Below are 18,800 nucleotides of genomic sequence, written 5' to 3' on the forward strand. Positions count from 1 at the left end.
GGAACAGGACCTTCGCGTCGGCCGAGGCCCCGAAGTGCTCCAGCGAGATGATGCGGCCGGCGTCGCCGACGTAGCGGTGCCAGGTCAGGCCGATGCCCGCCTCGACCGCGACGCGTGCCTTGACCGACGGCGGGAGCACGCTGTCCTTGTATGCCTGGTCCTGCTCCTCGAACCACTCGACCGACGGCATCGAGACGACCCGGGTCGGCACACCGGCCGTCTGGAGCTGCTCGCGCGCCTCGACGGCGAGGTGGACCTCGGAGCCGGTCGCGATGAGCAGCACCTGCGGCTCGGTGTTCTGCCCGGAGGGCCCTTCGGCGTCGAACAGGACGTATCCGCCCCTGGCCGCGTTCTCGTTCGCCTCGTAGGTCGGCACGCCCTGCCGGGTCAGCGCGAGGCCGTGCGGGGCGCCCTTGCCGAACACCTTGGTGTGGCGGCGCAGGATCTCGCGCCAGGCGATGGCCGTCTCGTTGGCGTCGGCCGGGCGCACCAGGTTCAGGCCCGGGATGGCGCGCAGCGCGGCCAGGTGCTCGACCGGCTGGTGGGTCGGGCCGTCCTCGCCGAGGCCGATCGAGTCGTGCGTCCACACGTAGGTGACCGGCAGGTGCATCAGCGCGGAGAGCCGCACCGCGTTGCGCATGTAGTCGGAGAACACCAGGAAGGTGCCGCCGTAGATGCGGGTGTTGCCGTGCAGCGCGATGCCGTTCATGGCGGCGGCCATGGCGTGCTCGCGGATCCCGAAGTGGATCGTGCGCCCGTACGGGTCGGCCTCCGGCAGCGGGTTGCCCGCCGGGAGGAACGACGACGTCTTGTCGATCGTGGTGTTGTTCGACCCGGCGAGGTCGGCGGAGCCGCCCCACAGCTCGGGCACGACATCGCCCAGCGCCTGCAGCACCTTCCCGGACGCCGCGCGGGTGGCCAGGGACTTGCCGGGCTCGAAGACCGGGAGCTTCTCCTGCCACCCCTCGGGCAGCTCGCCCGCGGCGATCCGGTCGAAGGAGGCGGCGCGCTCGGGGTGGGCGGTGCGCCACGCGGCGAACGCCTTGTCCCACTCGGCTCGGGCCTCACGGCCGCGGTCCAGGGCCTCACGCGTGTGGCCGATGACCGCGTCGGAGACCTCGAAGGTCTGCTCCGGGTCGAAACCCAGGACCCGCTTGGTCGCCGCGATCTCGTCGTCACCGAGCGCCGAGCCGTGCGCGGCCTCGGTGTTCTGGGCGTTCGGGGCGGGCCAGGCGATGATCGAACGGGCCGCGATGAACGAGGGGCGCCCGGTCTCGGCCTTCGCCGCCAGCAGCGCCGCGTGCAGGCCGGCCGGGTCGAGGTCGCCGTTGGGGAGCTGGTCGACGCGCTGGACGTGCCAGCCGTAGGCCTCGTACCGCTTGATGGTGTCCTCGGAGACCGCGGTCTGGGTGTCGCCCTCGATGGAGATGTGGTTGTCGTCCCACAGCAGGACCAGGTTGCCCAGCTTCTGGTGTCCGGCCAGCGACGACGCCTCGGCCGAGATGCCTTCCTGGAGGCAGCCGTCACCCGCGACGACCCACACCATGTGGTCGAACGGGGAGGTGCCGGGGGCCGCGTCGGGGTCGAAGAGACCGCGTTCGTAGCGGGCGGCCATGGCCATGCCCACCGCGTTGGCGACACCCTGGCCCAGCGGCCCGGTCGTCGTCTCGACGCCGGTGGTGTGGCCGTACTCCGGATGCCCCGGCGTCTTGGAGCCCCAGGTACGGAACGCCTTCAGGTCCTCCAGCTCCAGGCCGTAGCCGGCCAGGTAGAGCTGGATGTAGAGCGTCAGGCTGGAGTGGCCGGCGGAGAGGACGAACCGGTCACGGCCGGTCCACTCGGCGTCCGCGGGGTCGTGCCGCATCACCTTCTGGAACAGGGTGTACGCGGCGGGAGCCAGGCTCATCGCCGTGCCCGGGTGGCCGTTTCCGACTTTCTGTACGGCGTCCGCGGCGAGAACACGGGCGGTGTCCACGGCCCGCTGGTCCACATCGGTCCACTGGAAGTCTGCGGTGGTCGGCTTGATGCTCACCCTGAGTCAGGGCTCCTCTCCACTGTCGTAGGCCGGTGACTGTTACCGCACCGGGCGCTGTCGAGCCTACCCCCGTTGACACGCACACTTTCCGAGCACTTTCCAGGGTGTGGGCGACCGGCGGAGTTCGCCTCCCGGCGGAATGCGTATACCGGTGAACAGTCACCCCCAACACGACCCCACCCCCGCGAAGGACGGCGTATCCGCAACGTCTAGAGTGAACGGGTTCGCGCAAGTCTTCACCGGGCCTCCTCGCCCGGAGCTTGCTGGGATTTCTCTGTCAGGGGTGTGCGTGACGGCCGTCGAGTCCCGACCCGCAGGGGTCGCCTTGACTCCCAGCCCGGGGGGCCATCGCCCGTTCGGGGCCCGCGTCAAGGCCTTCGTGGCGCTTACCAAGCCACGGATCATCGAGCTGTTGCTCATCACCACCGTTCCGGTGATGTTCCTCGCCGCCCAGGGTGTACCCGACCTGTGGCTCGTTCTCACGACCACCATCGGGGGATTCCTCTCCGCCGGCGGCGCCAACGCGCTCAACATGTACATCGACCGGGACATCGACGCGCTGATGGACCGCACGTCCCAGCGCCCGCTGGTCACGGGCATGGTCAGCCCCCGCGAATGCCTCGCCTTCGGCATCGCGCTCGCGGTGGTCTCCACGCTCTGGTTCGGACTGCTCGTCAACTGGCTCTCGGCCGCTCTCGCGCTCGGCGCGCTGCTCTTCTACGTCGTCGTCTACACGATGCTGCTGAAGCGCCGCACCTCCCAGAACATCGTCTGGGGCGGCATCGCGGGCTGCATGCCGGTTCTCATCGGCTGGTCCGCCGTGACGAACGAGCTCTCCTGGGCCGCCGTCATCCTCTTCGCCGTCATCTTCTTCTGGACGCCGCCGCACTACTGGCCGCTGTCGATGAAGGTCAAGGACGACTACGCCCGGGTCGGCGTCCCGATGCTCCCGGTGGTCGCCTCCAACCGGGTGGTCGCCAAGCAGATCGTCCTCTACAGCTGGGTGATGGTCGCGGTCTCGCTGCTGCTCACCCCGCTCGGCTACACCGGCTGGTTCTACACCGCGGTGGCGCTGCTGTCCGGCGGCGCCTGGCTCTGGGAGGCCCACGGCCTGCAGAACCGGGCCAAGGCCGGAGTGACCGGGGCCAAGCTCAAGGAGATGCGGCTCTTCCACTGGTCCATCACCTACGTCTCCCTCCTCTTCCTCGCCGTCGCGGTGGACCCCTTCCTCCGCTGAGGTTCCTCCCCGCCCGTCGCCAGTTCATCTACCCATCGGTAGCATCCTGTTCATGGCAGAGACGGCAGCAGACGTAAGCGACAGCGGGCAGACCTCACGCACGGACGCCAGGAAGGCGGCACGTGCCGACCGCAGGGCGGCGAAGCTCGCCCGTGAGATCGGCGCCTTCGCCAAGGAGCACGGTGGCGCGGAGGGGCAGCTCGCCTACCTCGGCCAGGCGGGTGCCCGCATCGTCCTGGTCGGCGAGGACGGCGCCTGGGGCGACCTCGTGGCCCCGACCTACGCCGTGGCCGAGAACGCGGCGCGGAAGTCCGGCATCACGATGCACGAGGAGTTCGACGGCGAGTTCGCACTCAAGGTCCGCACCGGCCCGTACGAGTGGTCCCGGATGGCCGGGATCCAGGTCGGTGGACCCTCCAGCGACCGCTGAGGGCCGCTTTCGGCGCCGCCGGGCGTCGCCGCATACGGGACATGACATATACGGAAGGGGCGGCGGGCACCGGCCCGCCGCCCCTCCCGTATGTCGTACGGATGTCCGTCAGACCGCCGTCGCCGGTGTCGTCTCCGGCTGCTGGGCGGACGGGCCGGGCAGCGGGGCGGGCGCGTCGCCGCCGCGCTCGCGCATGCTCAGCACGAGCCGGATCACGGCGACCCACAGGATGGCCGAGCCGAACATGTGGACGCCGACCAGGATCTCGGGGACGTCGCTGAAGTACTGGACGTACCCGATCGCGCCCTGGGCGAGCAGCACGATCAGCAGGTCGCGGGCGCGGGCCCGGGTGTCGGCGGGGGCGTCGACCACCCGCAGGGCCAGCCACATCGCGATGGCCAGGGCGCAGACGACCCAGGCGGAGATGGCGTGCACATGGGCGGCGGCCGACCAGTCCCACGGCATGCGCGGTACGTCGCTGCTGTCGCCGGCGTGCTTGCCGGAACCGGTCACCGAGGTGCCCAGCACGATCAGGACCACCGTGGTCGCCACGATCGCCCAGGCCAGGCGCCGCACCGGCAGCGGAGTCCGGGGGCGCGGCGGGCCGTCGCCCTCGCCGACCCGCACCCAGGTGATCACGGCGACCGCGAGGAGCGCGTTGGCCAGCAGGAAGTGCCCGGCCACCGTCCAGGGGTTGAGGCCCGCCCAGACCGTGATCCCGCCGAGGACGGCGTTGCCCAGCACGATCCAGAACTGCAGCCAGGCCAGCCGGGCGAGCTTGCGGCGGCGCGGCTTGACCGAACTGATGGCGATGATCGCCCAGCCGACCGCGGCCGACAGGACATACGTCAGCATCCGATTGCCGAACTCGATCGCGCCGTGCAGCCCCTGTTCGGGCGTCGCGAACAGGCTGTCGTCGGTGCACTTGGGCCAGGTGTCGCAGCCGAGGCCCGATCCGGTGAGCCGGACGGCGCCGCCGGTGACGATGATGAAGACGCTCATCACGATGGCGGAGAGCGCGGCGCGCTTCACCATCCGGGTGGACGGCGTCCAGCGTTTGGCGATGAGGGAGATGGGGGTTTCCACGCGGACCATCGTAGGACGGGGCTTGTGCATGTTTTCACGAGGGGGCGGGTTCGTACCCGGTTGCCCGGACACGCCCGTGCGGCCCTGCCCCCTGCCGGGCTACTCCCAGCGGAAGAACCTGGCCGCCGCGCCGAGCCCCAGCACCGACCACACCGCGAGGATCCCGGCCTCGGCCCACGGCATCGACGCACCGTGCTGGAGGACGTCCCGCAGCCCCTCGGAGAGCGCCGACACGGGCAGCAGCCCCAGCACCGACTGCACGGCGTCCGGGAACTTGTCCAGCGGCACGATGACCCCGCCGCCGACCAGCAGCAGCAGGAAGACCAGGTTGGCGGCGGCGAGCGTCGCCTCCGCCTTGAGCGTCCCCGCCATCAGCAGTCCGAGCCCGGAGAACGCGGCGGTCCCCAGGACGAGCAGCAGCAGCACGGAGAGCGGACCGCCCTGCGGAGACCAGCCGAGCGCGAGGGCGATGGCGGCCAGCAGCACGATCTGGAGCACCTCGGTGACCAGCACCGACAGCGTCTTCGCGGTCATCAGCGCCCAGCGGGGCAGCGGGGAGGCTCCGAGCCGCTTGAGGACCCCGTAACGGCGTTCGAAGCCGGTGGCGATGGCCTGGCCGGTGAAGGCGGTGGACATCACGGCGAGCGCCAGGATGCCCGGGGCCAGGAAGTCGACCGACGCGCCCGAGCCGGTGTCCACGATGTCGACCGCGCTGAACAGCACCAGCAACAGCGTCGGGATGATCACGGTCAGCAGCAGCTGTTCGCCGTTGCGCAGCAGCATCCGGGTCTCCAGCGCGGTCTGCGCGGCGATCATCCGGGGGAGCGGGGCCGCGCCGGGGCGCGGGGTGTACGTACCGGCGCTCATGCGCGCAGCTCCTTGCCGGTCAGTTGCCTGCCGGTCAGTTCGAGGAAGACGTCCTCCAGGGTGTGCCGCTCCACGGAGATGCCCTCGGGCATCACGCCGTGCTGGGCGCACCAGGAGGTCACCGTGGCCAGCAGCTGCGGGTCGATCGTCCCGGTGATCCGGTACGTCCCCGGCAGCGGCTCGACGGCCCCGGAGCCGTCGGGCAGCGCCTTGACGAGGGAGCCGAGGTCGAGGCCCGGGCGTCCGGTGAAGCGCAGGGTGTTCTCCGCGCCGCTCCGGCGGAGCGACTCCGGACTGCCCCGGGCGATCACCCGGCCGGCGTCGATGATCGCGACGTCGTCGGCGAGCGCCTCGGCCTCGTCCATGAAGTGGGTGGTCAGCACCACGGACACCCCGTCGGCGCGCAGCTCGCGCACCAGGTCCCAGGTGGATCGGCGGGCCTGCGGGTCAAGTCCGGCGGTCGGCTCGTCCAGGAAGACCAGCTCGGGCCGTCCGACGACCGCCATGGCCAGCGAGAGGCGCTGCTGCTGGCCGCCGGAGAGCCGCCGGTAGGCGGTCCGGCCGCAGTCGCCGAGGCCGAGGCGTTCGGTCAGGGCGTCCACGTCGAGGGGGTGGGCGTGGAGCTTGGCCATGTGGCGGAGCATCTCGTCGGCGCGCGCTCCGGAGTAGACGCCGCCGGACTGGAGCATCACCCCGATCCGCGGGCGCAGCCGCTCCGCGTCGGCGACCGGATCGAGGCCGAGGACCCGTACGGTGCCGGCGTCGGGGCGGCGGTAGCCCTCGCAGGTCTCGATGGTGGTGGTCTTCCCGGCGCCGTTCGGGCCGAGGACGGCGGTCACCGCGCCGGTCGCGACCACCAGATCGAGGCCGTTCACCGCGGTCTTCGTGCCGTACCGCTTCACCAGGCCCTTGACCTGTACGACGGGCTCGTTCTCCATGGCGGGTAAGTCTAGGCAGGGTCCCGGAGAGGGCGGCTCCCGGGGCCAGATTAGGTAACCCTAAGTGACGAACCGCACCGTAGATCGTTCCGGGCCGTGGTTGTCAGGGGCGAACGAATTACGCAACAATGGTGTTGTGAAATACGACGGACGGGCTCCTCAGGAGGAACTCGCGACCGGTGAGCGCTCGACGCGCAACCGGGTCGCGCGCTCCATCCTGGACCACGGCCCCTCCACCGCCGGGGACCTCGCCAAGCGCGTCGGCCTCACCCAGGCCGCCGTCCGCCGCCACCTGGACGCCCTCGTCTCCGACGGTGTCGTCGAAGCCCGCGAACAGCGGGTCTACGGGGCGCGGACCCGCGGCAGGCCCGCCAAGGTGTTCGCCCTGACGGACTGCGGCCGGGACGCCTTCGACCAGTCCTACGACAAGCTGGCGGCCGACGCCCTGCGCTTCATCGCCGAGTCCGGGGGCGACGAGGCGGTCCTCGCCTTCGCCCGCGCCCGGATGGCCGCGACGGGCGAGGCGTACCGCGCCGCGGTCGAGGCCGCGGCGCCCGAAGGGCGCACCGAGGCCCTGGCCAAGGCCCTGTCGGCCGACGGGTACGCTGCTATGGCGCGAAGCGCGCCGGGCCCGCAGCAGGGCGAGCAGCTGTGCCAGCACCACTGCCCGGTGGCGCATGTCGCCGAGCAGTTCCCACAGCTGTGCGAGGCGGAGACGGAATTCTTCTCCAGCCTCCTCGGGACCCATGTGCAGCGTCTGGCCACCCTCGCCCATGGCGATGGCGTGTGCACGACCTACGTGCCGCGCAGTGGCCACGCTCCACCCCCACAGACCACCCATTCAGCATCTGCAAGCACGGCCGGGAGGAACCCCGCATGACGCTCCCCACGGAGACTGCCCACCCTGAGCTCGAGGGTCTGGGTACGTACGAATTCGGCTGGGCCGACTCCGACGCGGCAGGCGCGGCGGCGAAGCGCGGTCTCTCCGAGGCTGTCGTCCGCGACATCTCGGAGAAGAAGAACGAGCCCGAGTGGATGCTGAAGCTGCGGCTCAAGGGCCTCAAGCTCTTCGGCAAGAAGCCCATGCCGAACTGGGGCTCCGACCTGTCGGGCATCGACTTCGACAACATCAAGTACTTCGTGCGGTCCACGGAGAAGCAGGCGGCCTCCTGGGAGGACCTGCCCGAGGACATCAAGAACACGTACGACAAGCTCGGCATCCCCGAGGCGGAGAAGCAGCGCCTCGTCGCCGGCGTCGCCGCGCAGTACGAGTCCGAGGTCGTCTACCACCAGATCAACGAGGAGCTGGAGGCGCAGGGTGTCATCTTCATGGACACCGACACCGCGCTGAAGGAGCACCCGGAGCTCTTCAAGGAGTACTTCGGCACCATCATCCCGGTCGGTGACAACAAGTTCGCGTCGCTGAACTCGGCCGTGTGGTCCGGCGGCTCGTTCATCTACGTGCCCAAGGGCGTCCACGTGGACATCCCGCTCCAGGCCTACTTCCGTATCAACACGGAGAACATGGGCCAGTTCGAGCGGACGCTGATCATCGTCGACGAGGACGCCTACGTCCACTACGTCGAGGGCTGTACCGCCCCGATCTACTCCTCGGACTCGCTGCACAGCGCCGTGGTCGAGATCATCGTGAAGAAGGGCGGCCGCTGCCGCTACACGACCATCCAGAACTGGTCGAACAACGTCTACAACCTGGTCACCAAGCGGGCCGTGGCCTACGAGGGCGCGACCATGGAGTGGGTCGACGGCAACATCGGCTCCAAGGTGACCATGAAGTACCCGGCCGTCTACCTGATGGGCGAGCACGCCAAGGGCGAGACCCTGTCCATCGCCTTCGCGGGCGAGGGCCAGCACCAGGACGCCGGCGCCAAGATGGTCCACATGGCCCCGAACACCTCCTCCAACATCGTCTCCAAGTCGGTGGCGCGAGGCGGCGGCCGCACGTCCTACCGCGGTCTGATCGAGATCGGCGAGGGCGCGCCGGGCGCGAAGTCCAACGTGCTCTGCGACGCTCTGCTCGTCGACACGATCTCCCGCTCGGACACCTACCCCTACGTCGACGTCCGCGAGGACGACGTGTCGATGGGCCACGAGGCGACCGTCTCCAAGGTCTCCGAGGACCAGCTCTTCTACCTCATGAGCCGCGGACTCACCGAGTTCGAGGCCATGGCGATGATCGTGCGCGGCTTCGTCGAGCCGATCGCGAAGGAGCTGCCCATGGAGTACGCCCTGGAGCTCAACCGGCTGATCGAGCTGCAGATGGAGGGTTCGGTCGGCTAGGTCCTCACCCGAGGACCACCGGGACGGCCGTCCGCGGCCGTCCCCGCCCCACCGAATCCCCCGAGTTCTTGACTGAAGAAAGCGAGCACTACGACAGCCATGGCTGAGGCTCAGAACACTCCGGCGGGCTCCACCACCGCCGGCTCCATCGCGGTGGCCGCCGAGTCGACCGTCGCCACCCGTATGAGCGCACCCCCGTCCTTCGACGTCGCGGACTTCCCCGTCCCGCACGGCCGCGAGGAGGAGTGGCGCTTCACGCCGCTGGAGCGGCTGCGCGGGCTGCACGACGGCACCGCGGTCGCGGGCGGCGGTGGCGTGAAGGTCGCCATCGAGGCGCCCGAGGGCGTCACGGTCGAGACCGTCGGCCGCGACGACTCCCGGCTCGGCAAGGCCGGCACCCCGGTGGACCGGGTCGCCGCCCAGGCGTACAGCTCCTTCGAGCAGGCCTCGGTCGTCACGGTCGCCAAGGAAGCCGTGCTCGCCGAGCCGATCCGGATCGCCGTGCACGGCGAGGGCGGCGTCGCCTACGGCCACCAGCTCATCCAGCTGGGCGCCTTCGCCGAGGCCGTCGTCGTCATCGACCACACCGGTGACGCGGTGCTCGCCGCCAACGTCGACTACGTCCTCGGCGACGGCGCGAAGCTGACCGTCGTCTCCGTCCAGGACTGGGACGACACGGCCGTCCACGTCGGCCAGCACAACGCCCTGGTGGGCCGGGACGCCTCCTTCAAGTCGATCGTCGTCACCTTCGGCGGCGACGTGGTGCGCCTGCACCCCCGGGTGGCCTACGCGGCCCCCGGCGGCGAGGCGGAGCTGTTCGGCCTGTACTTCACCGACAAGGGCCAGCACCAGGAGCACCGCCTCCTGGTCGACCACAACACCCCGCACTGCAAGTCCAACGCGGTGTACAAGGGCGCCCTCCAGGGCGACGGCGCACACGCCGTCTGGATCGGCGACGTCCTCATCCAGGCCGCGGCCGAGGGCACCGACACCTACGAGATGAACCGGAACCTCGTCCTCACCGACGGCGCCCGGGTCGACTCCGTACCCAACCTGGAGATCGAGACCGGCGAGATCGTCGGCGCCGGCCACGCCTCGGCGACCGGCCGCTTCGACGACGAGCAGCTCTTCTACCTCCAGTCCCGCGGCATCCCGGCCGAGGAGGCCCGCCGTCTCGTCGTGCGCGGATTCTTCGCCGAGCTGGTCCAGCAGATCGGCCTGCCGGACGTCGAAGCGCGTCTCATCGAGAAGATCGAGACCGAGCTGAAGGCGTCCGTCTGATGGCCTTCGTCAAGGTCTGTGCGCTGAGTGAGCTGGAGGACGACACCCCCAAGCGGGTGGAGCTCGACGGCACACCCGTCTCCGTCGTCCGCACCGAGGGCGAGGTGTTCGCGATCAACGACATCTGCTCGCACGCGAACGTGTCCCTCTCGGAGGGCGAGGTGGAGGACTGCGCGATCGAGTGCTGGCTGCACGGATCGTCGTTCGACCTCCGCACCGGCAAGCCGTCCGGCCTTCCCGCGACGCGCCCCGTCCCCGTATACCCCGTCAAGATCGAAGGGGACGATGTGCTCGTCTCCGTCACCCAGGAGTCCTGAGTCACCCATGGCAACGCTTGAAATCCGCGACCTGCACGTCACCGTCGAGGCCGACAACGCCACGAAGGAGATCCTCAAGGGCGTCGACCTGACCGTGAAGCAGGGCGAGACCCACGCCATCATGGGCCCCAACGGGTCCGGCAAGTCCACCCTCGCGTACTCGCTCGCGGGTCACCCCAAGTACACGATCACCAGTGGCACGGTCACCCTGGACGGCGAGGACGTCCTGGAGATGTCCGTCGACGAGCGGGCCCGCGCCGGCCTGTTCCTCGCCATGCAGTACCCGGTCGAGATCCCCGGTGTCTCGGTCTCCAACTTCCTGCGCACCTCCGCCACCGCCATCCGCGGCGAGGCCCCCAAGCTGCGTACGTGGGTCAAGGAGGTCAAGGAGACGATGGCCGGGCTCCAGATGGACCCCGCCTTCGCCGAGCGCAACGTCAACGAGGGCTTCTCCGGCGGTGAGAAGAAGCGCCACGAGATCCTCCAGCTGGAGCTCCTCAAGCCGAAGATCGCCGTCCTGGACGAGACCGATTCCGGCCTGGACGTCGACGCGCTCAAGACCGTCTCCGAGGGTGTCAACCGGGTCCGCGAGACCGGTGAGGTCGGCACGCTGCTGATCACGCACTACACCCGCATCCTGAAGTACATCAAGCCCGACTTCGTGCACGTCTTCGCCAACGGCCGTATCGCGGCCTCCGGCGGCGCCGAGCTGGCCGACCAGCTGGAGAACGAGGGCTACGAGGCCTACACGAAGGGTGGCGCTTCCGCGTGACTGACGCCCGACAGGGGCTCACCGGCCTCCTCGACACCGAGGCGATCCGCAAGGACTTCCCGATCCTGGACCGCACGGTCCACGATGGCAAGAAGATCGTTTACCTGGACTCCGCGGCGACCTCGCAGAAGCCGCGCCAGGTCCTCGACGCGCTCAACGAGTACTACGAGCGGTACAACGCGAACGTGCACCGCGGCGTCTACACGGTCGCCGAGGAGGCCACCGCGCTGTACGAGGGTGCCCGTGACAAGGTCGCGGCCTTCATCAACGCGCCGAGCCGCAACGAGGTGATCTTCACCAAGAACGCCTCGGAGTCGCTCAACCTCGTGGCGAACATGCTCGGCTGGGCGGACGAGCCCTATCGGGTGGACAGCGACACGGAGATCGTCACCACGGAGATGGAGCACCACTCCAACATCGTGCCGTGGCAGCTGCTCTCGCAGCGCACCGGCGCGAAGCTGAAGTGGTTCGGCATCACCGACGACGGCCGGCTCGACCTGTCGAACATCGACGAGATCATCACCGAGAAGACGAAGATCGTCTCCTTCACGCTGGTCTCGAACATCCTGGGCACCGTCAACCCGGTCGAGCAGATCATCCGCCGCGCCCAGCAGGTCGGCGCGCTGGTCTGCATCGACGCCTCGCAGGCGGCCCCGCACATGGTGCTCGACGTGCAGGCGCTCCAGGCGGACTTCGTGGCCTTCACCGGCCACAAGATGGTCGGCCCGACGGGTATCGGCGTGCTGTGGGGGCGGCAGGAACTCCTGGAGGACCTGCCCCCGTTCCTCGGCGGCGGCGAGATGATCGAGACCGTGTCGATGCACTCGTCGACGTATGCTCCGGCGCCGCACAAGTTCGAGGCCGGTACGCCCCCGATCGCCCAGGCCGTCGGCCTCGGCGCGGCCGTGGACTACCTCTCGGCGATCGGCATGGAGAAGATCCACCAGCACGAGAAGGCGATCACCGAGTACGCGGTGAAGCGCCTCCTGGAGGTCCCGGACCTGCGGATCATCGGCCCGGCGACGGCCGAGGACCGCGGGGCGACGATCTCCTTCACGCTCGGCGACATCCACCCGCACGACGTGGGCCAGGTCCTCGACGAGCTGGGCATCTGCGTCCGGGTCGGCCACCACTGCGCGCGGCCGGTCTGCCTGCGGTACGGAATTCCCGCGACGACGCGAGCGTCGTTCTATCTGTACTCCACGCCCGCCGAGGTCGACGCCCTGGTGGACGGTCTGGAGCACGTCCGGAACTTCTTCGGCTGAGGGCTGACTGGTGAAGCTGGAATCCATGTACCAGGAAGTGATCCTGGACCACTACAAGCACCCCCACGGGCGCGGCCTGCGGGACGGCGACGCGGAGGTGCACCACACCAATCCGACGTGCGGTGACGAGATCACGCTGCGGGTGAAGTACGACGGCGAGACCATCGCCGACGTGAGCTACGAGGGCCAGGGCTGCTCCATCAGCCAGGCCAGTGCCTCCGTGCTGAACGAGCTGCTCGTCGGCAAGGAGCTGTCCCAGGCGCAGAAGATCCAGGACGCCTTCCTGGAGCTGATGCAGTCCAAGGGCCAGCTGGAGCCCGACGACGCGATGGAGGAGGTGCTGGAGGACGCCGTCGCGTTCGCCGGCGTCTCCAAGTACCCCGCCCGGGTCAAGTGCGCGCTGCTGAGCTGGATGGCGTGGAAGGACGCGACGGCCAAGGCGCTGTCCGAAGGGAAGACCGCATGAGCGACAACGAGACCGCGACCATGAAGCCGGCCTCCGAGGAGGAGGTCCGCGAGGCGCTGTACGACGTCGTCGACCCCGAGCTGGGCATCGACGTCGTCAACCTGGGCCTGATCTACGGCATCCACGTCGACGACGCCAACATCGCCACCCTCGACATGACCCTGACGTCCGCGGCCTGCCCGCTGACCGACGTCATCGAGGACCAGGCGAAGTCCGCCACCGACGGCATCGTCAACGAGCTGCGGATCAACTGGGTCTGGATGCCGCCGTGGGGCCCGGACAAGATCACCGACGACGGACGCGAGCAGCTCCGCGCGCTCGGGTTCAACGTCTGACACGTCCCCCGGACGGTTCCGACACCTGACACGTCCCCGGGGCAGTGGTGAACGGCCATGCCCGCCAGGCACACTGGCGGGCATGGCCGTCTCCATTTACCACATCGCCGTCGACGCTCACGACCTGCCGCTCCTCGCCCGCTTCTGGAGCGCGGTGCTGGACTGGCAGGTGCTCTTCGAGGACGAGGAGGAGATCGTCATCGGCGCCCACGAGACCGCGTTGCCGGGCATGTGCTTCCTCGCCGTGCCGGAGGGGAAGACCGTCAAGAACCGGCTGCACATCGATCTGACCCCCGACGACCGGGACGCCGAGGTCGAGCGGATCCTCGCGCTCGGTGCCCGGCGGGTGGACGTCGGGCAGGGGCCGGACGCCACCTTCGTGGTGATGGCCGATCCGGAGGGCAACGAGTTCTGTGTGCTGCGCCCCAAGCGGACCCTGACCGACTGAGCCCGGCCCGGCCCCTCCGAACTCAGATATGGGCGGCCGGCGGCGGGCCGTACTGCTCGGGCAGTGTCGCTCCCGCCGCCTCGGCCAGCACCGGGCCCAGGTTCTCCGCGCGCATCCGGCGGTCGACGTACAGCAGGCCGACGACCAGTGGCGGGAAGATCGCCGTGAAGAGCTGGGCGATCAGCTGGCTGATGAACGAGAGCAGCATCAGGCCGCCGAACAGGGCGATGAGCTCCCCGCCGCTCGCGTCGGCGTCCATGTCCGCCGGGTCGAACATGCCGGGGAGCAGGCCGACCATCTGGAACGGCATCTGGATCGTGTAGCCGATCATGGACGCCAGCGCGTAGGCGAGCAGCCCGACGCCGAAGACCCGCCACCAGCTGCCACGCACGAGCTGGGCCGAGCGGCGCAGGGCCGCGACCGGGCGTTGGTTCTCGAAGACCACGATCGTCGGGGCCAGGGAGAACCGCACCCAGAGCCAGACCGCCACGGGGGCGACGAGCAGGGTGCCGATGAGGCCGATCACGATCAGTGGCACGACGCCGTCCTCGTCGCCCAGCGAGACGGTGTAGATCGTCAGCCCGGCGATGGCGGTCATGAAGAGCGCCATCGGGATGATCGCGATCAGGCCGGTCAGGAACACCGTGCCGATGATGGACCAGACCCGCGACCAGGCACGGCTCCAGACGGTGCCGAAGCGGATCGGGCGGCCCAGGACGGCTTCCTGGAGGACCACGGGGACCGCCGCCTGCACCACGGCCGACGCCAGCAGGTAGACGATGACGCCGATGATCATCAGTACGCCGAACGCGATGCCCAGCGGGACGAGTTCCGCCGCGTCGGGGGACCCCGGGGAGTCGGACGTCAGCTCGTCCCAGTGGGTGGCGACGGCGGAGGCGGCGACCACCAGCGCGAGGATCACCACGAGCGTCGCCGCGCCGAACAGCGTCAGAGCCATCCCGATCAGCGGCTTCCAGTACCGCCCGAGGGTCGAGAAGGCGCCGCTGAGCATGTCCGAGATCCTCAGCGGCGCCAGGGGTATGACCCCGGGCTTGGGCGGTGCGGCCCATCCGCCGTCCCACCCGCCGTTCCAGCCGCCGCCCGGCCCCTGCGCGCCCCCGTGGAAGGGCCCCCCACCGTGAGGTGCGCCCCCGTACGGGCCGCCGCCCCACCCTGCGTCCTGCGCCACTGCGTCTCCGTTGTGTCGTCGGCCCGGTTGCCGGGCCGTGTGGTCGGTCGGCACACCGTAGCGTCCCCGACGTGGGCCGATGATATGTACGGCCGTACGCAACGTTGGGTACAGTCGTACACATGGGATACGCATACGGACTGCTGGCCGCCGCCATCGCGGCGGAGGTGGCCGGGACGACCGCCATGAAGTACAGCGAGGGCTTCACCCGGCTCTGGCCCTCGCTCGGCACCGCGGTGGGCTACCTCATCGCCTTCACCCTGCTCGCGCAGACCCTCAAGACGCTCTCCGTGGGCACCGCGTACGCCATCTGGGCCGGCGTCGGCACCGCGGCCGTCGCCCTCATCGGGATCCTGTTCCTGGGGGAGTCCAGCGGCCTGGTCAAGATCGCGGGCATCGCCCTGATCGTGGCCGGGGTCGTCGTCCTCAACCTGGGCGGGGCGCACTGATGGCCCGGCGGTACGACCCCGGGCGACGGACGCGGATCATCGACGCGGCGCTGCGTGTGATCGCGGCCGACGGCATGGCCGGTCTCAGCCACCGCACCGTGGCCGCCGAGGCCGATGTGCCGCTCGGCTCGACCACGTACCACTTCGGCTCCCTCGACGAACTCCTGGTCGCCGCCCTGCGCCGGTGCAACGAGAACTTCGTGCAGGCCCTGCGAGGCAGCGAGGCCCTGGCGGGACCTGCCGGACCCGTCGGCCTCGCGGAGGAACTGACCCGGCTGCTGGACCGGTGGTTCGCGGGCGAACGCGGGGCGATCGAGCTGGAGTACGAGCTGTACCTCGCGGCCCTGCGCCGCCCCGCGCTGCGCCCCGTCGCAGCCGAGTGGACCGAGGAGGCCGTCGAGCTGCTGTCCCGGCGCACCGACCCGGAGACCGCGCGGGCCCTCGTCGCGCTGATGGACGGCGTCTGCCTCCAGGTGCTGCTCACCGGCGGCACGTTCGACGCGCCCTACACCCGGGAGATGCTGGCCCGGATCGTGGACGGCGGCAGCACTCGATGATGTTCACCGCGAGTCCGCCCCGCGCCGTCTCCTTGCACCTCACGTCCGAGCCGACACCGACGTGCTCGTGGGGAGCGCAGCCGCCGCTCCGTCGGGACGTTCCGGAGCGCGGGGCCCTGACCTGCCGCACCGATGCCGAATACCACGCGGCCCACCCCGGAGGCCGCCGTACGGTCGCGGACCACCACCCGCGAGGCAGTGCCACATGATCGCTCACGCCAGGCACGGCAACGTCGGCGCGGCCCCCGCCGGTACCCGGCCCCCACCACCCTCGCCGTCCGCGCCGCCTCCCCGCCCCCCGGTCTCCACCAGGGCGTACCCCGGGCGACGGCTGTGGACCGCCCGGCGATGCGCCCCGCCGGGCAGCTCGCCCCTACCCGCTCCCGCAGCCGCCCCCTTTGCCCCGTAGGCCCGGCCCTGCCGCAGCCCCGGGCCGTTCAGCACCAGGGCCAGTTCCCACACCACCGAGTCCCACCCCCGCCGCTCCGCCAGCCGACGGGCGGCGGCGAGACACGCCCGCTCGGCGTGGAACCACGCCCCCGCCGCACGCCGGTCGGCGGGCCGTTCCGGGGTCACCCCCGGCAGCGGCGGCCCCAGCCACACCGGCCGATGCCCGTACGGGCCCAGCAGCCGACGGGCCGCCCACGCCGTGTGCGCGTAGTGGTCCAGCACCCGCCGCAGCGCCCGCTCGAACGGCCCCGCCTCCCGCAGTTCGGCCGAGAACACCCGCACCAACCCGTTCATCCGGTACCGGCCGGGCCCGTGCTGCTCCAGCAGATGGACCGCCTCCAGCTCCCGCAGCAGCACCCGCGCCGACACCGGGGAACAGCCCAGCAGACTTCCCGCGGCGCCCAGCCCGATGTCCGGCCCCGGCACCGCCGACAGCAACCGGAACGCCCCTGCCGCGGCACTGCTCAGCGCCCGGTACGACAGACGCAGTGCCGCCCGGACATCCGCCGACGGGTCACCCGTGCCCAGAGCGGTCAGCCGACCCGTCGCGTCCCGCAGCTCCTCGGCGAGGTCCGCCAGCGGAAAGCCCGGCCGGGCCGCCGCCCGCGCCGCGACCACGCCGAGCGCCAGCGGCAGACCCGCGCACTGCTCCAGGACGGCCGCCGTCGCCTCCGGCTCGGCCGCCAGCCGTGCCTCGCCCAACCGGTGCCCGAGGAGCTCCCGGGAGTCCGCCCGGGACAGCGTGGACAGCGGCACCGCTTGCGCCCCCTGGGTGACGGCGAGCCCCGTCAGCCGACGACGGCTGGTGACCAGTACGGCGGCCCCCGCGCTCCCCGGCAGCAGCGCCGCCACCTGTTCGGCGTCGGCGGCGTCGTCCAGCACGATCAGCACCCGGCGGTCCGCGACCAGGCTCCGGTACAGCCCGGCGAGCGCCGGCCGACCCGCCGGTGCCGCCGCCGGGTCCACGCCGAGACCGCACAGCAGCAGTCGGAGCGCCGCGGCGGGCGGCAGCGGACCGCCCGAGCGGGCGAACCCGCGCAGATCCGCGTACAACTGCCCGTCGGGGAAACGGCAGAGGTTCCGGTGCGCCCAGTGCAGCGCCACCGAGGTCTTGCCGACCCCCGCACCGCCGCTGATGACACACACCGGCCCTGCGCCGGGGCCGGTGGTCGTCGCCATGCCCGGCGTCTCGTCCAGCGACCGGCCCAGTGCCTCGTCCAGCAGCGCGAGTTCAGCTGTACGCCCGGTGAAGCGCCGTGTCGCCGAGGGCAGTTCGCGCGGCACCGCGCCGATGCGCGGCCCACCGGGGAGTGGTCGGGAGTCCGCTCCCGCGGGTGCCCCGGACGCCGTGCGGGAGCCCGGCACCGGCGAGACCGGTCGCCGGACCGGCCCGATCGCCGGATCACCCGCCAGCATCCGTTGATGCAGCCGCCGCAGCTCCGGACCCGGATCGCTGCCCAACTCCTCCGCCAGCGCGGACCGCACCCGCTCGAAGCAGCGCAGCGCGTCCGCCGTCCGTCCGCTGCGGCCCAGTGCGATCATCAGCTGTGCGGTCAGCCGCTCGTCCCAGGGTCGCTCGTCATGGCAGGCGCCCAGTTCCGGCAACAGCGCGCCGTGACACCCCAGCCGCAGCGCCACATCGTTGCGGTCCAGGCGGCAGGCGTGCCGCTGCTCCGACAGCGAGACCCGCGCCGCGTTGAACCACGGGGTGTCCACCGCCGCGAACGGCTCGCCCCGCCACAGCGCGAGCGCCCGGTCGTACAGCTCCAGCGCCCCGTCGTCGTCGGCCGACCGCGCGCGGGCGACCAGATCGTGGAAGAGATGCACATCCACCGTTCCCGGACCGGCCGGCACCGTATACCCGCCGGGCCGCCGCACGATCGCGGGCCGCCCCGTGTCAGCGCCCGCCGGTACGACGGCGTCCGGCGCGGGTCGCTCCAGCACCCGCCTCAGCCGTGACAGATAGGTGTGCACCGCCGCCGCGACCCGGCGCGGCGGCCGGTCGCCCCAGACCCGTTCCGCCAGGCCATCCACCGGAACCACCCGGTCCGCATCCATCAGCAGTGCCGCCAGGACGGTCCGCTGCCGGGCCGGGCCCAGATCCACCCGGCGTCCGTCCCGCCGGGCCTCGATCTCTCCGAGGACCCCGTACCAGATTGCCAACGCGCTCCGCCCGTCTGCTGAGTGCCGTCCCACCAGCCGCCGCCGGTTTTGGATTTCATCAAGATTCGTGCAAGAGCGCCGACGGAAGCTGACGGGGCCCGAGGCGCACTCACGCAACCGGCCGGGAGCACACCGCGGGTCCCCTCACCCACCGAGAGGATTTCCATGCACGGAAGGTTCCAGAACCCGCCCGGCGCTTTGGCCGACCGTCCGGGCA

19 protein-coding genes are annotated in these 18,800 nt (G+C 70.8%); 13 read left to right on the top strand and 6 right to left on the bottom strand.

What is annotated here, in order from left to right:
• On the bottom strand, positions 1-2,032 hold a 2,032-nt coding region (tkt, locus tag CR470_RS13470; RefSeq protein ID WP_097867833.1), incomplete at its 3' end, for a transketolase.
• Positions 2,033-2,318: 286 nt separating this feature from the next.
• Between tkt and CR470_RS13475 the strand changes: the two genes are divergently transcribed.
• Positions 2,319-3,272 (top strand): heme o synthase, encoded by a 954-nt coding sequence (locus CR470_RS13475; RefSeq protein ID WP_097867834.1) that lies wholly within the window; start codon positions 2,319-2,321, stop codon positions 3,270-3,272.
• 52 nt (positions 3,273-3,324) lie between these two features.
• Positions 3,325-3,702, top strand: coding sequence for a hypothetical protein (locus CR470_RS13480; protein WP_097867835.1), 378 nt, complete (start codon positions 3,325-3,327; stop codon positions 3,700-3,702).
• 108 nt (positions 3,703-3,810) lie between these two features.
• Here the strand turns inward: CR470_RS13480 and CR470_RS13485 are convergent, their stop codons facing one another.
• From CR470_RS13485 to CR470_RS13495, 3 genes are all read right to left on the bottom strand, one after another.
• Complete coding sequence (locus tag CR470_RS13485; RefSeq protein ID WP_097867836.1) at positions 3,811-4,797, bottom strand: COX15/CtaA family protein; 987 nt, start codon at positions 4,795-4,797, stop codon at positions 3,811-3,813.
• A 90-nt stretch (positions 4,798-4,887) separates the two neighbouring features.
• Entirely contained in the window at positions 4,888-5,655 is a 768-nt protein-coding gene (locus tag CR470_RS13490; RefSeq protein WP_097867837.1) for an ABC transporter permease, read from the bottom strand.
• Entirely contained in the window at positions 5,652-6,593 is a 942-nt protein-coding gene (locus CR470_RS13495; RefSeq protein ID WP_097867838.1) for an ABC transporter ATP-binding protein, read from the bottom strand. The genes CR470_RS13490 and CR470_RS13495 overlap by 4 nt, the downstream gene beginning before the upstream one ends.
• A 136-nt stretch (positions 6,594-6,729) precedes the next feature.
• Between CR470_RS13495 and CR470_RS13500 the strand changes: the two genes are divergently transcribed.
• The 9 genes from CR470_RS13500 to CR470_RS13540 all read left to right on the top strand — a co-directional run bounded on the left by CR470_RS13500 (position 6,730) and on the right by CR470_RS13540 (position 13,775).
• The gene (locus tag CR470_RS13500; protein WP_097867839.1) at positions 6,730-7,473 is read left to right on the top strand and encodes a helix-turn-helix transcriptional regulator; all 744 of its coding nucleotides are present in this window, start codon (positions 6,730-6,732) and stop codon (positions 7,471-7,473) included.
• Positions 7,470-8,891 carry a Fe-S cluster assembly protein SufB gene (gene sufB / locus CR470_RS13505; protein WP_097867840.1) on the top strand — a complete coding sequence of 474 codons (1,422 nt, stop codon included), beginning with the start codon at positions 7,470-7,472 and terminating at the stop codon, positions 8,889-8,891. Before CR470_RS13500 ends, sufB begins: the two co-directional genes overlap by 4 nt.
• Before the next feature lie 99 nt (positions 8,892-8,990).
• Positions 8,991-10,172 carry a Fe-S cluster assembly protein SufD gene (gene sufD, locus CR470_RS13510; protein WP_097867841.1) on the top strand — a complete coding sequence of 394 codons (1,182 nt, stop codon included), beginning with the start codon at positions 8,991-8,993 and terminating at the stop codon, positions 10,170-10,172.
• On the top strand, positions 10,172-10,489 hold the full coding sequence (locus CR470_RS13515) for a bifunctional 3-phenylpropionate/cinnamic acid dioxygenase ferredoxin subunit (RefSeq protein ID WP_097867842.1): 318 nt from the start codon (positions 10,172-10,174) through the stop codon (positions 10,487-10,489). The genes sufD and CR470_RS13515 overlap by 1 nt, the downstream gene beginning before the upstream one ends.
• 7 nt (positions 10,490-10,496) lie before the next feature.
• Entirely contained in the window at positions 10,497-11,261 is a 765-nt protein-coding gene (gene sufC, locus CR470_RS13520; RefSeq protein WP_018957647.1) for a Fe-S cluster assembly ATPase SufC, read from the top strand.
• A complete protein-coding gene (locus CR470_RS13525) occupies positions 11,258-12,526 on the top strand; it encodes a cysteine desulfurase (protein ID WP_097867843.1) in 1,269 nt (422 codons plus the stop codon). Before sufC ends, CR470_RS13525 begins: the two co-directional genes overlap by 4 nt.
• A gap of 10 nt (positions 12,527-12,536) precedes the next feature.
• On the top strand, positions 12,537-12,992 hold the full coding sequence (gene sufU, locus CR470_RS13530; RefSeq protein ID WP_007448468.1) for a Fe-S cluster assembly sulfur transfer protein SufU: 456 nt from the start codon (positions 12,537-12,539) through the stop codon (positions 12,990-12,992).
• Positions 12,989-13,327 carry a metal-sulfur cluster assembly factor gene (locus tag CR470_RS13535; RefSeq protein ID WP_003969897.1) on the top strand — a complete coding sequence of 113 codons (339 nt, stop codon included), beginning with the start codon at positions 12,989-12,991 and terminating at the stop codon, positions 13,325-13,327. Before sufU ends, CR470_RS13535 begins: the two co-directional genes overlap by 4 nt.
• Before the next feature lie 82 nt (positions 13,328-13,409).
• Entirely contained in the window at positions 13,410-13,775 is a 366-nt protein-coding gene (locus CR470_RS13540) for a VOC family protein (protein ID WP_097867844.1), read from the top strand.
• Positions 13,776-13,797: 22 nt separating this feature from the next.
• Here CR470_RS13540 and CR470_RS13545 read toward each other — a convergent pair whose 3' ends face one another.
• Entirely contained in the window at positions 13,798-14,787 is a 990-nt protein-coding gene (locus CR470_RS13545; protein WP_097867845.1) for a hypothetical protein, read from the bottom strand.
• A 299-nt stretch (positions 14,788-15,086) separates the two neighbouring features.
• Here CR470_RS13545 and CR470_RS13550 point away from each other — a divergent pair, with 299 nt between their 5' ends.
• Both CR470_RS13550 and CR470_RS13555 read left to right on the top strand, forming a co-directional pair.
• Positions 15,087-15,413 (top strand): DMT family transporter, encoded by a 327-nt coding sequence (locus CR470_RS13550; RefSeq protein WP_097867846.1) that lies wholly within the window; start codon positions 15,087-15,089, stop codon positions 15,411-15,413.
• Positions 15,413-15,970 carry a TetR/AcrR family transcriptional regulator gene (locus CR470_RS13555; protein WP_097867847.1) on the top strand — a complete coding sequence of 186 codons (558 nt, stop codon included), beginning with the start codon at positions 15,413-15,415 and terminating at the stop codon, positions 15,968-15,970. Before CR470_RS13550 ends, CR470_RS13555 begins: the two co-directional genes overlap by 1 nt.
• A gap of 213 nt (positions 15,971-16,183) precedes the next feature.
• Here CR470_RS13555 and CR470_RS39115 read toward each other — a convergent pair whose 3' ends face one another.
• The gene (locus CR470_RS39115) at positions 16,184-18,583 is read right to left on the bottom strand and encodes an AfsR/SARP family transcriptional regulator (RefSeq protein WP_097867848.1); all 2,400 of its coding nucleotides are present in this window, start codon (positions 18,581-18,583) and stop codon (positions 16,184-16,186) included.
• Between the last annotated feature and the right edge of the window lie 217 nt (positions 18,584-18,800).

The sequence above is a fragment of the Streptomyces sp. rh34 genome (assembly GCF_002551245.1).
In the GTDB taxonomy this organism is placed as follows: Bacteria; Actinomycetota; Actinomycetes; order Streptomycetales; family Streptomycetaceae; genus Streptomyces.

What these genes read in the sequence shown, in the direction of transcription:
- CR470_RS13540 (WP_097867844.1), top strand. Translation starts at nt 13,410, where the DNA reads ATGGCCGTCTCCATTTACCACATCGCCGTCGACGCTCACGACCTGCCG.
- sufB (WP_097867840.1), top strand. Translation starts at nt 7,470, where the DNA reads ATGACGCTCCCCACGGAGACTGCCCACCCTGAGCTCGAGGGTCTGGGT.
- CR470_RS13480 (WP_097867835.1), top strand. Translation starts at nt 3,325, where the DNA reads ATGGCAGAGACGGCAGCAGACGTAAGCGACAGCGGGCAGACCTCACGC.
- sufC (WP_018957647.1), top strand. Translation starts at nt 10,497, where the DNA reads ATGGCAACGCTTGAAATCCGCGACCTGCACGTCACCGTCGAGGCCGAC.
- CR470_RS13490 (WP_097867837.1), bottom strand. Translation starts at nt 5,655, where the DNA reads ATGAGCGCCGGTACGTACACCCCGCGCCCCGGCGCGGCCCCGCTCCCC.
- CR470_RS13495 (WP_097867838.1), bottom strand. Translation starts at nt 6,593, where the DNA reads ATGGAGAACGAGCCCGTCGTACAGGTCAAGGGCCTGGTGAAGCGGTAC.
- CR470_RS13485 (WP_097867836.1), bottom strand. Translation starts at nt 4,797, where the DNA reads ATGGTCCGCGTGGAAACCCCCATCTCCCTCATCGCCAAACGCTGGACG.
- CR470_RS13535 (WP_003969897.1), top strand. Translation starts at nt 12,989, where the DNA reads ATGAGCGACAACGAGACCGCGACCATGAAGCCGGCCTCCGAGGAGGAG.
- CR470_RS13545 (WP_097867845.1), bottom strand. Translation starts at nt 14,787, where the DNA reads ATGCTCAGCGGCGCCTTCTCGACCCTCGGGCGGTACTGGAAGCCGCTG.
- CR470_RS13515 (WP_097867842.1), top strand. Translation starts at nt 10,172, where the DNA reads ATGGCCTTCGTCAAGGTCTGTGCGCTGAGTGAGCTGGAGGACGACACC.
- sufD (WP_097867841.1), top strand. Translation starts at nt 8,991, where the DNA reads ATGGCTGAGGCTCAGAACACTCCGGCGGGCTCCACCACCGCCGGCTCC.
- CR470_RS13555 (WP_097867847.1), top strand. Translation starts at nt 15,413, where the DNA reads ATGGCCCGGCGGTACGACCCCGGGCGACGGACGCGGATCATCGACGCG.
- CR470_RS13550 (WP_097867846.1), top strand. Translation starts at nt 15,087, where the DNA reads ATGGGATACGCATACGGACTGCTGGCCGCCGCCATCGCGGCGGAGGTG.